The sequence below is a fragment of the Bacillus cereus group sp. MG9 genome, from assembly GCF_040459995.1.
GTDB classification, from domain to species: Bacteria; Bacillota; Bacilli; order Bacillales; family Bacillaceae_G; genus Bacillus_A; species Bacillus_A mycoides.
In genome coordinates, this window is record NZ_JARVHC010000001.1 from 2,554,403 (window position 1) to 2,572,338 (window position 17,936).

The window sequence follows — 17,936 nt, forward strand, 5'->3', positions numbered from 1 at the left end:
ATATTAGGGGGATAAAGATAAAAATGCACATTAAAGATCGAAGTTCGATTCATGAAAATAAAGGGGTAGAGGCTTTTTGGAAGGAGCAGTTATCTTCCGAAGTTCTCGATTTTTCTGTATTTAATAGCGGTTACCAACTAAATAAAGAAAATCCTTGCGAGCACGTTCAAGTCATAATGAATGTAGAGTTTAGTAAAAGTATACAAAAAGTAATTAAGTCTCAAGATTTATTATTATTTAGCTGGTTACAGGCCGCGTTAAGGATTTGTTTGGCACACTATACAGATCAAGAAAGGATTACTATTGGTATTCCTGTAATTGAAAAGAATATTGAACAAAGCGAGAATCTTAATAAGTTGATTCCTTTAGGAAGTGAAATCCATCCGCATCACAGCTTTAAACAAGTAGTAAATCAGATTGAACAAACGACTTTATTCGGGTATGACAATCAGAGTTATCCACTCTCTGAATTATTAGCGAAACACCATTTAACTCCTTTTCAAATTGTTATTGGGATGGAAGGATTACATAATAAAAATTCGATAGAAGAATATGCAGAGAATAATTTAGCCATCTGGATACAAAGAAAATGGAATGAAATACATAATGAATTTGAAATTCAAATTTCTTTCAAGTCTCATTTATTCTCTTCTTTGCAACAGTTTGCAAATTCATATCTTTATGTTTTAAAGCAAGTGTCAACAAATTCGAATTTGGCTGTGAAAGATATTTGTATCATTTCAGAAGAAGAGAAAGAGTTGCTAGAAGAATTGAATCAAGGTCAGGCGGACATAGAATTGTCTCAATCATTTCAAGATTTGTTTGAGGAACAAGTGTTAAAAACCCCAGATCAAATTGCTGTTGTTTGTAATGATCAATCTTTGACATATAGAGAATTGAATAAAAAAGCAAATCAATTGGCTTCTATTCTTCAAAGTAAGGGTGTTTCGAAAGAAAGTATTATTGGGGTTATGGTAGATCGGTCATTGGAAATGATCATTGGCATGGTGGGGATTTTAAAAGCAGGAGCAGCGTATTTACCAATCGATCCTAACTATCCAAATGAACGAATTGAATATATGTTACAAGATAGTCAAGCGAAATGTTTACTGTGCAAGCGAACAGAAGTAGAATTGCCGCAATTTGCGGGTGAAGTGCTGTATCTTGATGAGGAATATCTCTTCCAAGGTGAGGAAAGTAATTTAGTTCGAGAAAGTTATCCTAATGATTTAGCTTATGTTATTTACACATCGGGATCGACAGGGAATCCAAAAGGGGTAATGGTAGAACAGAAATCTCTTGTCCATTTTTTAAGTGTAATGAGAGAAAAAGTAAAAGATAATCAGTCATTCTTGTTTCTTGCTAGTGTTTCTTTTGATATCTCCTTGTTAGAAATATGTCTGCCTTTAACGCAAGGTTCGAAAGTAGTTATTGCTACAGAGGATCAGTTCGCAACAAAAGAATTGGCTTATTTGGTCAAAGAACATAAGGTGGATTTATGGGAATCAACGCCATCGCGAATGGAAGTGATTTTGAGTGATCCAGAAGGGGCAAATTTTCTAAACGATTTAAAATCTATTTTGTTAGCAGGAGAAGCATTTTCCATTGATTTGGTTGAAAAAATTCGATGCATCAGTGAAGCGACAATTTTAAATATTTATGGTCCTACAGAAACAACCATTTGTGCAACAGTAAAAGATTTGAGCTCTGCCAAAGAAGTTACGATTGGAAGTCCCAACCCGAATTATCATTCCTATATATTGAATAAGTATGGTCAATTAAAACCATTTGGAATTCCGGGTGAACTCTGCATTGGTGGCGTGGCGGTAGCACGAGGGTATCTTGGGAAATCTAAACTGACAGATGAAAAGTTTGTACCGAGTCCTTTTACGGCAGGAGAAATGATGTATCATACGGGTGATCTCGTTCGTTGGTTGCCTAATGGAGAACTTGAATATCTAGGGCGAATGGATCATCAAGTAAAAATTCGGGGATATCGGATTGAATTAAGAGAAATCGAAAGCCAGTTAAGGGAATATCCAGAAATAAACCAAGCTATCGTTGTTGATCAAGTATATGGAAATAGGAAATTATTAGCTGCGTACTATGTATCGGATAATAAGGTCTCTTTTGATGAAATCAGAAAATATTTAAGTGATAAATTACCTGAGTTTATGATTCCTGAAAAAATGATTCAGGTGGAAGAGATTCCGTTGAATCCAAATGGGAAAGTAGATAGGAAAAGGTTATTAGATATAACACAAACAGATTATGTATCAATTCCATACGTTGCCCCGCGCAATGAAATTGAACAAAAATTGGTGCATGCATGGGAAAAAGTTATGGGGATTGAGGGAATCGGTATTCATGATAATTTTTTTGCTTTAAAAGGAGAATCGATTAAAGCACTTCAGGTAATTAATTTATTAAGAAAAGACTGCTTAAAAATAAGTACAACAGATTTTTTTAAGCATCCCACGATTGCTCAACTTAGTACTTGTGTAAAGTTAGAGCATAAAACGGAAAACTTTGAAAATAGACCAACCCATGTTAAAGATTTGTCTAAGCCATTTCCCTTAACAGAGGTTCAGACAGCGTACATGTTAGGACGGAATTCACAGTTTGAATTAAGTGGTATTTCACCTCAAACTTATTTTGAATATGAAACAGAATTGAATATCAATCGTCTTTCAAAAAGTTTTCAAAAGGTAATTCAACGTCATCCGATGTTACGAGCTATAATTTTACCAGAGGGAGAACAGCAAATATTACAAAGCGTTCCTGATTACGAGATTGAAATAGTAAGTCTCATAGATTTAGATGATAGGAATCAAAATGCTCGCTTACAAGAAGAACGTTCTCGAATGACTAATCATGTATTTCCTTTAGGGCAATGGCCTTTGTTTGAATTAAAAGCCTTTCTTTTAAAAGAAGACACGTATTTATTATGTTTTCGATACGATGCTTTATTAATGGACGGAGCAAGCATGAACATCGTTGGACAGGATTTGTTTCATTATTATTATAAACCAGAGCAAAGGTTAGAACCTCTATCTTTTGATTTTCAAGATTACATGTTTATCTATGATGAACTGGAACAAAGTACAGAATATAAAACAGCAAAAGATTATTGGACAAGTAAGCTTCCTGACTTTCCGTTTGCGCCTTCTTTGCTGTTAAAAAAGGATCCAGCAGAGATTGCTACTCCTAAGTTCCAATCACTTAATAAGATCCTGGACAATGAAATATGGACAAAGCTACGAAAGTTAGCACAAGAGAAAGAAGTAACTCCTTCGGCTCTGCTTTGTACAATATATGGTGATGTATTGGCATATTGGAGTAATCAACGTCGATTGGCAATTAATTTGACTGTATTTAACCGTTATCCTGTTCATGAAGAAGTAGAGCAAATTGTGGGAGATTTCACTTCACTCATCTTGTTGGATGTTGATGTGAATCCAGATCAATCTTTCTTTACTAGAGTAAAAGAAACGCAATCTACTTTATTAGATGGTCTCGAACATCGCTATTACGATGGAGTTAATTTCATTCGAGATTTTACTCGATATCATCAAATGACGCCAAAAGCAGTTATGCCAATTGTTTTCACCTCGATGCTAGCAGGTGCGGGGGCTTTTGCTTGGGAACAACTTGGTTCACTTCGCCATATTCATGCTCGGACTCCACAAGTGTATTTGGATAATGTGGTAATTGAAAAAAATGGAGAGTTATTAATTAGCTGGAACTATGTTGAAGAATTGTTTGATGTTGATGTGATAGAAGCGATGTTTCACCAATTTGTTGACTTATTGGAACAATTAGTGAAACAAATTGGTGAAACATCTTTGCAGATGAAAGAGTTAGACCATGCTTTAATTGAGCAATACAATGAGACAACAGAAAAAATACCGTCGACTACTTTATATCAATTATTTACAGACCAAGTAAAACGTACACCGGATGAAGTAGCAGTAGTTTTTGAACAAGACTACTTAACATACTCGGAGCTTCATAAGCGCTCCAATCAAGTTGCGCACTTTTTAAAAGAACAAGGAATTGGTCTAGGTGACAAGGTTGGTCTTTTAGCACAAAGACGAGTTGACACAATTGCTAATATGATAGGTATTTTAAAAGCAGGTGCCGCTTATGTTCCGATTGATCCCGACCATCCTTCAGATCGCCAAACATATATTTTAGAAAATAGCTCATGCAAACTTTTATTAGAACCTAGTCTTTATGCAGAAAACCACTTGTCATTATACACAACAGAAGATATGCCTGCTATTGCTGGTCCGGAAGATCTTGCCTATATTATCTACACTTCAGGAAGTACAGGGAAACCGAAAGGAGTAATTATTACTCACCAAGCGGTTGCAAATACCATTCAAGATATTAATCAAAAATATCAGGTAAATGAAGATGATCGTATTATTGGTATTTCTTCTATGTGTTTTGACTTATCTGTATACGATATTTTCGGAACGTTAAGCACAGGTGCAATGTTGGTAATGATTCGTGACCCAAGAGACATGCAAGAATTAATCCGTACTGTCGAACGTAGAGGAATTACAATTTGGAATACAGTACCTGCAATTATGGATTTGGCATTAGATCAAGTAGGTTCTCATTTTGAACATTCTTCCTTGCGTTTAGTTTTACATAGTGGAGATTGGATTCCACTTTCTTTACCAGAAAAAATAAAACGACATTTTCCGATTGCGGAAGTAGTTTCACTCGGAGGAGCAACAGAAGCATCGATTTGGTCAATTTATTATCCGGTCAAACAGGTGGAATCGCATTGGAAGAGTATTCCATACGGGATGCCTTTGGCAAACCAAACGTATTATGTGTTGAACTATGAAAAGAAAATGTGCCCTGTTGGTGTAATTGGAGATTTATATATCGGGGGAGTGGGCCTTGCTAAAGGATATTTAAATGATGAACAGAAAACAAATGAAGCATTTGTATCACATCCTGATTTTGGTCTTATTTACAAGACAGGAGACTGTGGAAAAATGCATCCTGAGGGATATATTGAATTTTTAGGCCGCCAAGATTATCAAGTCAAAATTCAAGGATATCGAGTAGAGTTAGAAGAAATCGCCCATTGCCTTCTCACTTACAAACAAGTCGAACATGCAGTAGTGATTGATCAGACAGATGAGTATGGTATAAAATTTTTAGTCGCATATGTGGTAACTGAGAAAAATATTAGCACAACAGAACTTCGAAAGCATTTGCGAGATCACTTGCCAGATTACATGATTCCTTCTTATTTTGTTTATTTGGAACAATTGCCCTTGACTCCAAACGGGAAATTAGATAGAAAAGCGCTCCCTACTCCGGAGAAACAAACAAATGAAGTATTTATTGCTCCAAAAACGGAAATGGAAAAAATATTAACTAGTGTTTGGCAAGAAGTACTCAAAGTAAATCGGATTGGAGTAAATGATCATTTCTTTGCCTTAGGTGGAGATTCGATAAAAGCGATTCAAGTTTCCGTCAGACTGTATAGACAAGGATTTGAGCTGGAGCCAAAAAATTTATTTTCATTTCCTATATTAGGAGACATGGTTCAATTTGTTAAAAAGCTTGATCATCTTCCAAATTCGCAAACAAGTGATGTAAACAAAATGAACGATAATAAAGTTACATTACTAAATGTTAAAGATAAACAACTTAATCAACATACACTTATCAAAATACAAGAAAAAATGCCAGAAATAAAAATAGAACGTATTTACCCATTGGCACCTTTCCAGGAAGTTATTTATGAACATGCTGCGACTGAACCTGATACAAATGCATATTTCGAACAAACAATTTGGGCACTTGAGGGGGAGCTGGATATTAATCTCTTTATTCAGTGTTTCCAACAATTAGTTGATCGTCATGATTCTTTAAGAACGATAATTGTGCAAGATGAACAAGCACAACCTTGGCAAGCTGTTCTACATGATGTTCAAATGATTTCAGAGATAAAAAACTTGATTGAGATGACGAAACAAGAACAGCAAGAATTCCTAGACCAGTGGATGAATGAAAATTTAAGTCAAGGATTCAAAAATGATGAACTCATGACCCGTCTCTGTATATTCCAACTAGAAAATAACGAGCATAAGGTGGTTTGGAGTTCCCATCATCTATTATGTGATGGTTGGAGCGTCAGCATTTTGATAGACGAATTATTCCAGCTCTATGAAACAATAAATGCGGGAACTACGGCAGAGTTACCTATGGTGAAACCTTTTGAGACATTCATAGATTGGACTGTAGCAAGAGATCATGAGAAAGCACGTCATTTTTGGCGGGATTATTTATCAGGATACAATCGGAAAATTAGTATTCCTAAAAAGAAAGTACCAACTCAAAGTGAAGGGTTAAATTTCACATTTATGGATTTAACATTAGATAAGGATTTGACTAATCAGTTACAGACATTTGTAACTAAAAACAATATAACTATGAATTCGGCATTACTAGCTGTATGGGGAATATTGCTTGGCAAATACAACGGAATGAGAGAAGTAGTATTACCTAATCTAGTATCAGTCAGACCCCCCGAAGTAGAAGGGATTGAAAATATGTTCGGTCTGTTCACAAATGTTTTGCCTATCCGACTAGCATGGACAGAAACGCAATCTTTTGTGGACTTCCTGCAAAAAGTACAACTAGAAACATTGAAATGTAATGAGTATGCATACTATTCATTTGTTGATATACAAAAACAAAGTGAATTAAAAACTGAGTTGACTGACCATCTTTGGGTTTTTGAAAACTATCCGACTAACTCAGCTATCTTTTCTTCAAATGAAAACAGAAATTTTGCCATCACAGATTACGAAGTTGTTGATGAGCCTCATGTAAAGTATGGAATTATGTGCTTCCCTGAAGAGAAACTTACAATAAAGTTTGGATATGATCAAACCGTATATGAAGCGGAGAAAATACAGGAAATATTGAATCACATCCATCAGTTAATCAACATGATTCTTCAAAATCCAATACAGGCAATCGGTGATTACAAATTATAAAAAATGAAAAGGCGAGCAAGAACTCGCCTTTTTAAATAGAATAGGAGTAAACCAAATGACAAAAAACTTGCAGTTATCAGCCGAAGAGATGCGTCAGTTAGGATATCAAGCGGTGGACTTGATTGTTGATCATATGAATCATTTAAAAAGTAAACCAGTTTCGGAAACGATTGATAGTAATATTTTTAGAGACAAGCTAATTGAAACGATTCCAGAAAACGGATCCAATCCAAAAGAGTTACTTCATTTTCTTAATAACAATGTGTTTAATCAAATTACTCATGTGGACCATCCTCATTTTATGGCTTTTGTGCCAGGTCCTAATAATTATGTTGGTGTAATAGCAGATTTTTTAGCAAGTGGGTTTAATGTATTTCCTACAGCTTGGATAGTAGGTGCAGGTGCTGAACAAATTGAATTAACGACAATCAACTGGTTAAAATCAATGCTAGGATTCCCTGATTCAGCTGAAGGGCTATTTGTCAGTGGCGGTTCCATGGCTAATTTGACTGCACTTACTGTAGCGAGACAGGTCAAGCTGAATAATGACATAGAAAATGCGGTTGTGTATTTTTCTAACCAAACTCATTTTTCTGTAGATCGAGCACTTAAAGTATTAGGTTTTAAACATCATCAAATTTGCCGAATTGAAACAGATGAAGATTTAAGAATTTCAGTTAGTACTTTAAGAAAGCAAATAAAAGAAGATCGATTAAAAGGGAAAAAACCATTTTGTGTTATTGCTAATGCAGGGACAACGAATTGCGGAGCGGTGGACTCCCTCGATGAATTGGCTGATCTATGTGGTGATGAAGATGTATGGCTACACGCGGATGGTGCTTATGGGGCTGCAGCAATTCTCAGTGAAAAAGGAAGGGAGGTGTTAAGAGGAATTCATCGTGCTGATTCTTTGACGTTAGACCCGCATAAATGGCTTTTTCAGCCTTATGATGTTGGTTGTGTACTCATTCGCAATAGCCAATATTTAAGTAAAACGTTCCGTATGATCCCAGAGTATATTAAAGATACGGAAACTAATATAGAAGAAAAAGTGAATTTTGGGGAGCGTGGAATTGAACTTTCTCGTAGATTTAGGGCATTAAAGGTATGGCTTTCTTTTAAAGCATTTGGAGTCACAGCTTTTCGTGAGGCAATAGATCATGGCATTATGTTGGCTGAACAAGTTGAAGAGTTTTTAAGGAAAGAAAAAGATTGGGAAGTAGTAACACCTGCCCAATTAGGAATTGTTACTTTTCGTTATATTCCTTGTAAGCGAACGTCTACAGAAACAATTCATGAAATAAACAAAAAACTGGTGGAAGAAATTAATCAAAGAGGATTTGCTATGCTAAGTACGACTAAATTAAAAGAAAAAGTAGTAATCCGACTTTGCTCTATCAACCCGAGGACAACATTAGAAGAAATAACTCAAATCATGATGAGCATTAAGGCGTTGGCAGAGGAAATAAACACATCGCCTAAACATCTTATATCTGTTTCTCAACCTTGATATATTAGGTGAATTTTACATATTAATAGCCGATTCTAAATGAGAATCGGCTATTATACTATTTACGAGTGTTTTTCTTGTAAAGGGATTAAGCCTCAACCTTAGAGACTCTTTTGAAACCAGTCTTTACTGCTTGTACCATTTCGTTTACAGCGTAAATAGATACATCGGCATTTGGATTTAACCCTTCAAACCAGTGATAGGCATTTGGATATAAATGAAACTCGACATCAACACCAGCTTGCGCTAGTTTGCTTACATAGGTTAATGTTTCACTGCGGAATGGATCTAATTGACCAACAAATGTGTAAGTATATGGTAAATCACTATAATCCTCTGCTCGAGAAGGCGCTGCATAGACAGGGATTTGATCTGTTCCATACATTTCTCCTAAATACATTTTCCAACCAGCTTCATTTGCCTTTTGATTCCAAACAAATCCTTCTTTAATTTCATTCGCTGAAGGTGTATTATTTCGGTCATCAATCATTGGATAGAGTGGCATCTGTAAACAAATTGAAGGATATTTTCGATCTCGGGCTAATAATGACAATGCTGCTGTTAGTCCACCTCCAGCGCTTACTCCTGCAACCCCAATTCGATTCGAATCAATGTTTAATGACTTCGCATTATCAGCAATCCATTTTAAAGCTGAATAACAATCCTCAATTGGTGCTGGGTAAGGGTGTTCAGGTGCTAAGCGGTAGTCTACAGACACGACCACACAGCCAGCTTCTTTTGCAAACCTCATACAAGTATCATCGTTATCATCTATAGACCCTAAGATATAACCACCACCATGTATCCATAATAAGACAGGTAAAGGCTCATTATTTGATTTTGGACGATAAATTCTTAATGGTAACGGATTATCATCAGGTCCAACAATGACTTCATCTGTTAATGAAAGGGATTCATCAACAACGGTAGGTGGTCTCATTTGAGCTATTCCTTCTCTGATTGATTGCAAGTTTTCCGGGTGTAAATCGAGATTTGGAAACATCTCTAACCCTTGTAATAACTCTGGATTTACTCTTGTTTTCATTTTAGCACCTCTATTTGTAATTGTTTTCGAATAAATGAAGTGTATTCTAAGTAGTTTAATTGTGAAAAAATATCACAATTAAATTGTAAATTGGATATGCGATAACAGTCAACAGAATATTCGGAAATTAAAACCTTTCTCAAGAAGGAGTTTCACGCAACCAATAATACAAGTAGTGGATTTAGGAGCAAAGTGTTTTCATGTCGTTGTATTTATGTACACTTAGTTTTCTAATTAAACCAAGTGATAATCCTTTTTATTTTAATGACATATTGCAAGTGATACCTATTCGAATTCATACTCGGAAAGAATTAATACATTTTCATTCCTTAATATATAATTCTGGGAAATACTCATGGGCAGGCATTAATATAGGAGAACAGTACAAATTAAAATAACTGTTTAAAAAAATTCCTTTTATTTGGCTAGAAAAGGAGTAGATTCTTTTTTCTTATCTAGACTCATGAAGAAGTATGAAAATCAGAATTTATAATTCAAAAGCCAGCTTAAAGTAATTGCAATAATTACTTTGGATAGTAATCTTAAAAAAATATAAAAAAGAGAAGAACTCACCAAGGTTCTTCTCTTTTTTATATGTAATTAGGGTTTCCATAACTGTAGATATGGATGGTGTAAATTAATGGATGAATAATTTACTCTTAAAATTATAACAGAACAATTAAAGATTTTTATATGTAATATTGCATATGAAGGGTAAACAACAATAATTTCTTTTTATAAAAATAAGCCCCTGGTGAAAATGATGAGTAACCCTTTTCCATATGAAATGAACTTGGTATAAAATGAAAGATTACAAGTATAAGATTCTATACTTAGTAATCCCTCACTTTAAGGCATGTCTTTGGGGAAGTGTGAGGAGTTCAATCGATTCTGAATAAAATTGATAGTATCAGTTGCAATTTTTTTACGTTTAAGGACAATCCCGGCATGCCCACATGTATAAATATATCGCGTAGGTCTTTCCCAGGATTCCCACAAATAGTCCGTATCCTCAGAATGCACATAAAGATCATGCTTGCCTGAAATTAATAAAATATTTTCTTTTTTTACTTTTGGTAATGCTTGACTCGGTTCAGTGATTTTCCAATAAGCTATTAAATCATCATACGTAACACCATGATGTTCCAAGTCTTCTCTAATAAATTTACCTGGATTTGTCTTCCAAATTGAATAAGAGAGTCGATTCGCGTAGAAAATGGATGCTAACACATCAATTTCTGGTTCAACAAGAGATGTTAAGTTAGTAATAACTCCACCTAAACTGATTCCTATTAAAATCAAGGGGCCATTTTTATTTGCTTTAATCCATTTGATCAAAGTTCGTAAATCAGCTACCGCTTGTTTAGTTGCTTCTACAGTTCGTTCAACATTGGCACTTACCATGTACTCTCCACTGTATAGGGATTGGTTCGGTTTTCTGTCAAAATGATATGGTAAAGTGAAATAATACATATTCCACTTCAAGTTGGTCATATGGTCGTGGAATATTTTTTTTACACGTTCGTTAGAATCCATTCTCCAACCATGAACAAAGATGACATGAGGTGCATCTTCATTTTTATGTAAAAATAATTCCCCAGTGACAGAATCGTTGCGTGAATCACCAGATTGAACCGAGCTTTTATATTTGAATTGTCCAACCATGTATTCCTTTTCTTGTTTTAAATGCTTAATGTTAAAATGAATATGAGATGGTTTTACTTTATAAAAAAATTCTATGTCCTTTATATATAGTGAGGTGTTAGAAAGAGAAGTATACTGAAACTTTACACTTCTTTTTTTGTGCAAATCATACAAGGCGTATCGATCAATGAGTTTTGAAAAAATCAAATTAACCTCCTCCAAAATACATATCGTCTAAAAGATGGACAAAATTTATGCTGTAAATTAATTGTAAAATATTATCTTTTCCTAATAGTAGATGCTTGAATTATAAAACAGGTGGGGAATTTGTATATTATATTATAAAGCTATCAATAAAATAAAACTATAAATATCTTTTACAAAAACCTAAAAAGCAAGTTAATATTCTCATTCATAAAAGAGAACATTAACTTGCTTATTTTCGTATCAAAAGGTACACCTTTTGAAGTGACGTAATTTATATGAAAGACAATGTGTCAATTTGTATATTTAATACAGTGATAGTTACCATAATTTTCGAAGCCTATAGTTAATTAACCTTACAATATACGTCTTTTTGGTATATAAATAGCTATATTCATTAGAGAAAGAGTTTTAATCCTTCATGAGAATCTTTAAAACCTAATTTCTTATAAAAGTGTAAAGCTTCTTGTCGTTCTTTATCTGTTGTTAACTGTACTAAATGACATCCCCGTAATTTAGCACGTTGAATAGCCCATTTAATAAGTTTACTTCCTATACCTTTACCACGTTTTGATGAGGCTGTCCGTACACCCTCAATTGTAGCTCTCCAACCCCCTTGACGTACAATGTAAGGCGTAAATGTAATTTGTTGAATACCGACAATCTCCGTCCCATCACACGCTACAATCAACTCGTTATTTGGATCACAATCAATAGCATGAAATGCTCTTATATAACTATCAGGGAGTGGTGTTTCATAGCGCTCTCTTTTATTTCCTAAAACATCATCAGCAAGCATTTTTACAATTTCATCTAAATCATCTGCCGTTGCAATCCTAAATGTTATAGTTTCTGTCACTATCAAAAAACCTCCTTAATGTATGCACTTGTTGCTTTTATTTTACTTGTTTAAATACAAAAGGTTAAATTATAAAATATTATGAGTCTCTATAATTTTTTCTTATAGATAGCATAAAAGCCTAACTTATAAAATTATAAGTTAGGCTTTTTAACACAATATTATTATTAGAGAATCCGACAAACTTCAATAAACCTCCATATTCTTTAATGAATTTTCATATTTAACAAGCACACATATAACCATCCAAATAGGGTGGTTTTTATTTTTTGTATAGAAATTACGTAATAAGCATGGATTTGTATGCTCTCATTCAATGAATCTTAAACTAACTAAGGACTGCCTCTTTATCAATATTCAAAAACGATTACGTTTTTGGATTGGTGTTCCCGTTTTTCTTGACCAGGTCAATGAATAACTACACATAAACTCCTTATATCTCTAGATAAACTACCGATTAACTCCATATAGACTCTAGATAACCTATATAGAATACAAGTTATCAAGGAGGTAAGAAAAAATGAACTTTATGAAACGAGCAATTCTCAGTATGAAAAAAAGAGTAGGAACATCATTAATTTTGATGGCGGTTTTCCTAATTGTTACAAATTTAGTGTTGGCAGGATTCGCAATCCAAAATGCATCAAAAAAAGCTGCTGATGCAGCAAGAAAAAAACTCGGTGCAGATGTTACTTTAAGTCTTGATTTTGACAAATTAGGTCAACAAGCTAGGGAAACTGGAGAGATGCCTAATCCACCGAAGCTTAATACAAAAGAAGCAGATCAATTAGCGAAGTCAAAGTATGTAAAAGACTATAATTACATAACTAGCACTCTCGGAATTTCTGACGGACTTAAACTAGTAGGAGCTTCAGAAGGAGAAGAAGAAGGAAAAGGTAAGGCGGGAATGGCGGCTGTACGAGGCGGTTCAGGCTCCGGCACAGAAATAGATATGAATTCTTCTTTTATGATTGAGGGAGTTCGCAAAACTGCATTACAAGAAAGCTTTAAGAATGGAAAAAGTAAAATCATTGATGGGAAACCAATTACAGAACAGATGAAAGATCAGAATGTAGCTTTAATGGAAAAACGATTAGCGGAATTAAACAACTTGAAAGTAGGAGACAAAGTTAAAGTGCAATCAGGGGATAAGAAGGAAACCCTGGAGGTTGAAATTATCGGTATTTACGAAACGAATGAGCAAGCAATGGGGCAACAAGCTCCTCCTATAATGGATCCAGCTAATAAACTATATATGCCGCATTCAACTATGAAAAAATTAGAAATAGATCAAGGTGTAAGTAGCATTCAAGTCGTGTATTTCTTGAAAGATCCACAAAACATTGAAGCATTTAAAGAAGAAGCAAAAAAATCTGATATTGATTTTAATTATTATAAATTAGATGCACATGATTCGTTGTACAAACAAATGATTGGGCCTATCGAAAATATCTCATCAACTTCTCAAATGATTATTTATATTGTATCAATTGCAGGTGCGATTATTTTAGGGTTAATCATTATGTTATCGATTAAAGCACGTCGTAAGGAAATGGGGATTCTATTGTCCATTGGAGAGAAAAAGTGGAAACTGATAGCGCAGTTCGTAGTAGAAGTAGTATGTATCGCTATTTTAGCATTTGGATTATCCATAACAACAGGAGCAAAAATTTCTCAATTCATAGGGAATAATTTACTTTCGAGTGAAATTGCTACAGCAGGAGAAGAAACAAACACCCCACAAAATGGAACTGTAATGGTAGCTGGACCTGGTGGAACTGTACAAAATCAAAAAGAGGATCCAATTGATAAAATTAATGTAAGTGTAACTGGAGAAGATGTAGGGAAAATGGGGGGGATTGGACTAGCTATTGCTATATTAGCAACGCTTCTGCCAGCATTATCTATTCTACGCTTGAATCCAAAACAAATTCTTTTAAAAGATGAATAAGGAGGCTCGATATGGAGACGATTTTACAATTTAAAAACTTAGATTATTATTATGAAAGTAACGGAAAAAAAGTAGTGATACTAGAAAATGTTAACTTTTCTTTTCAAAAAGGACATTTCTACACGATTCTAGGACCATCCGGATCTGGTAAAACCACTACTCTTAGCTTAGGTTGTGGGCTAGATATACCTAAAAATGGTTATGTACTATTTAATGGAAAGGATATTCGAAAAATTGGTTTGGATCGGTACCGTAATCAAAATGTATCGGTAATTTTCCAATCTTATAATTTGATTACCTATATGACTGCTCTTCAAAATGTCTTAACAGCAATGGAAATTACAGGTGTTAAAGTGCAAAATAAAACGGCAAGGGCGTTAGAATTATTAGAGAAAGTAGGACTTACAGAAGTAGAAGCGAAACGAAATGTTCTGCAACTAAGTGGCGGGCAACAGCAGCGTGTTGCAATCGCTCGAGCGTTATCTTGTAATGTTGATTTACTGATTGCGGATGAGCCGACAGGAAACCTCGACGAAGAAACGGCAATGGATATAATAGAACTGTTTCAAGAACTTGCACATAAAGAAAATAAATGTATTATTGTTGTGACGCACTCACAGGAAGTTGCTAAAAAATCAGACCGTGCAGTCTATTTAAGTAAGAAGAAGTTGGTAGTAAACGAAATTTAATATAAACACCCTAGTTTTTTAATTCACATAATTTTCGAAATCAGTTTCTTCAAATATTTATATTTGATATACAATATAACCAAGCCATAATCAAAATGGTCTCCCTGTATTGAATGTTAAGATAGTTTGTTATTCCCTTTTTAACAATTTTTGAAAAAGAACTTGTAGTATATTCTACAGGTTCTTTTTTGTGTTCTTTCAATATCAACGGTCTTCAAATGAAATATGAATTTTAACTAAGTCATTCTTTGGAGTAATTATTTATTCGTTACTTTTAAATTGTCTAACACTATTTTAGTTGCATCTGCAATAAGTTTATCATCGTATTTCGCATCTTCTTTCGCATGATTAGAAAGTATCGCAAGAATAATTGGCTTTTTATTTGGTGGCCAAATGATTGCAATATCATTCCTTGTTCCATAAGACCCAGAGCCGGTCTTATCGGCTACTTCCCATTCTCCTGGAACTCCAGCACGAATTAAGTTGTCCCCCGTAGTATTTCTTTTCATCAAATCTATTAAAAAGTTCCGTTTCTCAATGGAAAGTATATCGCCTAGCGCGTATGCTTGAAGACTAGTAGCTAACGCCTTTGGGGTACTAGTATCACGAGTATCTCCTGGCTGCACTTCGTTTAATTCTGGTTCAAAACGTTCAGGATTTGTGACAGTATCTCCTATTTCTCTCAGTGTTTTTTTGAATTCACTTGGCCCACCTAATTGCTTAAGAATAAGATTTTGTGCAGTATTATCGCTATATCGAAGGGAAGCATCCGCAAGCTCTTTAAGAGTCATACCTGTATCTACATATTTTTCAGTAATTGGATTGTAATTCACAAGATCTTTGCTAGTATACTTAATTCTTTGATCTAAATCTTCTATTGATTTCTTTTGTAACAGTGCTCCAACAGCAAGGGCTTTGTGGGTAGATGCGTATGCAAACCGTTCATCTGAACGATAAGTAACAGTTTGATTCGTACCTGTGTCCAATGCATAAATACCAAGTTTAGCATCATATTCTTTTTCAAGCTTTACAAAAGAATGATTACCTGTATTTTCTTGTTTGGTTTGTTTCGGTGGTTCGGATTGAATATTACTATTGGAACAGCCTATAAGCGTTGCACATGAAAGTAATACTACAGGGAGCATCTTTTTATAATGTGCGATGTGAAAAAACTTCTTTGAAACTAGCATACATTTTCAACCTCTTTCAAGAATATATGGATTTTGTTTAGGTATTTTACATACCGATACAATTAACAAATGTACCAGATAGCACTCATCTTGTGTTTCTTGCATTACAAAATGAGAGAACTACCAAAAGCACCTTTTTTATACGTAATAGACAATCTAAGTAACACATTTGTTCCATTTATGATTAAGGTTTTGAATATATCCATTAATTTTATTTATAAGAATCACAAAATCCACCTTTTCTGCACGCCACTTAATTTAATGTGGATTTAGATTGAGTTTACCTCGTAATGGGAATTTCAATTGGATTGCGTATATATAACAACCTCGTTCCGGACAGAATAAGTAATAACAACTACTGATTTCATTTTAAGTGAGGTGTTATACGATACATACGACAAAGCAAAAAAGACTTGTGGTGCAAAGTATAACTACATTTAGTCTACTAATAACGACTATCTTTACACCCATGCTTATTTACATTGTTTATGGATTACAGATTTCGAAAGGCTTTGAGGGATACTGGCCATCAATCTTGTTTTATACAACTTATATGACGGGTGTGTTTATCTGGATACCTATTGTGAATAAGGCTGGGATTCACCGCTTTTTATATTGGACTGTTTCTATTCTGATAGTATCATTACTTAGTGTTACTTTCTTTGGATGGAGTTCAAGATGGCTAGAAATAAGTGCGTTATTTTCTGGTTTTGCAGTTAGTACAATTTCTACCATGACGAGTACTTTATTGTTTCTACATGTGGAAGGCGGGGGAAAGGTTTATAATAAAAATCAACAAGCGATTATTATTGGTATCGTTTTTCTTTTACTAATAATCGTATTGTTAGCGATTAGTTTTTTATCGCCGCCGCTGATAACATGCATATATGGGATTTGTTTAATCAGTATCCTTTTTGCTATAAAAAAAATGCCGAGAACAGAGTTAGCCAAAGGGCTTTTACCTATCTCCATCGTATCGGTTGTAGGAAAGTTTCTTTTTGTCTCAATGCTTATTCTTTTGATTCGAACAAGTCGTAACATAAACAATGAACAATATATTTTTTATTTTTTTCTACTTTCTATAGCGCTTATTTGTTTCATGTTTTTGAGTTTGTTGAAAGGAAAGTTCTTTCATAAACTTTCATCTTCTTTACCAATTCGCTTAAAGGCAGAATCATTTTTACTTGGATTAGGAAATGGATATTTATTTTTGATGGGTATTTTTTATAGTTTTACTTTCTATAACATGTTAACCTGTATTTTCATTGTAGTTGGACCATACCTATTAGGGATTTTGATGTCCATATTTTTAGATATCAAAGCTGCTAAGAAAGTTAATCCAATCCATTTGTTTTTAGTAAGTACTTTAATCATGATATTCGGGTTTTATTCTCCAATATTTATAGTCCTTAGCGTTACATTTGGGAGCTATGCCATTAATAGTATTTCTTCTCAAAATAATATGAAAGTATATATGGTGAATGCTACACATAGAGAGCTTTCTTTACTCATTTACACAACATGGAGAAATATGGGGAATATATTTTTACAATTTTTTATATTGATTGTGATTGTGGGAGTAGGGGTGTTTTATGATGTCGAATGGTCGCAACTTTTCCAAACAATTGTTGGGAAGGGTCAAATGCAGATTGAAGGGTTATCCGTACAACGATTGATGTTTATGTTAGCAATTTGCTGTTGGCTTGGCATGGTGGGCTTAGGTATGTGGATTGGTAAAAAAGCTAATCCCAATATTGCTTAAAAAGTAACTCGAAAAATATCAATACTAAAACTACAAAAAACAAACAAA

At 34.2% G+C, this 17,936-nt stretch carries 9 protein-coding genes; 5 read left to right on the top strand and 4 right to left on the bottom strand.

The features are described from left to right. Positions 1–23 precede the first annotated feature (23 nt). Both QCI77_RS12995 and QCI77_RS13000 read left to right on the top strand, forming a co-directional pair. Positions 24–7,034, top strand: a complete 7,011-nt coding sequence (locus QCI77_RS12995; protein WP_353825010.1) for an amino acid adenylation domain-containing protein — start codon at positions 24–26, stop codon at positions 7,032–7,034. Positions 7,035–7,089: 55 nt separating this feature from the next. After that, positions 7,090–8,544, top strand: a complete 1,455-nt coding sequence (locus QCI77_RS13000; protein ID WP_113769485.1) for a pyridoxal phosphate-dependent decarboxylase family protein — start codon at positions 7,090–7,092, stop codon at positions 8,542–8,544. Positions 8,545–8,632: 88 nt separating this feature from the next. Here QCI77_RS13000 and QCI77_RS13005 read toward each other — a convergent pair whose 3' ends face one another. The 3 genes from QCI77_RS13005 to QCI77_RS13015 form a co-directional block, all read right to left on the bottom strand. Then, positions 8,633–9,589 carry an alpha/beta hydrolase gene (locus QCI77_RS13005; protein WP_002127565.1) on the bottom strand — a complete coding sequence of 319 codons (957 nt, stop codon included), beginning with the start codon at positions 9,587–9,589 and terminating at the stop codon, positions 8,633–8,635. Positions 9,590–10,438: 849 nt separating this feature from the next. After that, on the bottom strand, positions 10,439–11,440 hold the full coding sequence (locus QCI77_RS13010) for an alpha/beta hydrolase (RefSeq protein WP_002141898.1): 1,002 nt from the start codon (positions 11,438–11,440) through the stop codon (positions 10,439–10,441). A gap of 394 nt (positions 11,441–11,834) precedes the next feature. Continuing rightward, positions 11,835–12,296: a GNAT family N-acetyltransferase gene (locus tag QCI77_RS13015; protein ID WP_002032325.1), complete on the bottom strand. Its 462-nt coding sequence runs from the start codon at positions 12,294–12,296 to the stop codon at positions 11,835–11,837. 520 nt (positions 12,297–12,816) lie between these two features. Here QCI77_RS13015 and QCI77_RS13020 point away from each other — a divergent pair. Further along, positions 12,817–14,247: an ABC transporter permease gene (locus QCI77_RS13020; protein ID WP_113769487.1), complete on the top strand. Its 1,431-nt coding sequence runs from the start codon at positions 12,817–12,819 to the stop codon at positions 14,245–14,247. An 11-nt stretch (positions 14,248–14,258) separates the two neighbouring features. Beyond that, on the top strand, positions 14,259–14,936 hold the full coding sequence (locus tag QCI77_RS13025) for an ABC transporter ATP-binding protein (protein WP_002189713.1): 678 nt from the start codon (positions 14,259–14,261) through the stop codon (positions 14,934–14,936). A gap of 257 nt (positions 14,937–15,193) precedes the next feature. On the opposite strand, the gene bla is transcribed toward QCI77_RS13025, so the two are convergent. Beyond that, on the bottom strand, positions 15,194–16,126 hold the full coding sequence (gene bla / locus QCI77_RS13030) for a class A beta-lactamase (RefSeq protein WP_113769488.1): 933 nt from the start codon (positions 16,124–16,126) through the stop codon (positions 15,194–15,196). Positions 16,127–16,595: 469 nt separating this feature from the next. On the opposite strand from bla, the gene QCI77_RS13035 reads away from it, so the two are divergent. Continuing rightward, on the top strand, positions 16,596–17,888 hold the full coding sequence (locus tag QCI77_RS13035; protein ID WP_353825770.1) for a hypothetical protein: 1,293 nt from the start codon (positions 16,596–16,598) through the stop codon (positions 17,886–17,888). The last annotated feature ends 48 nt before the right edge of the window (positions 17,889–17,936 follow it).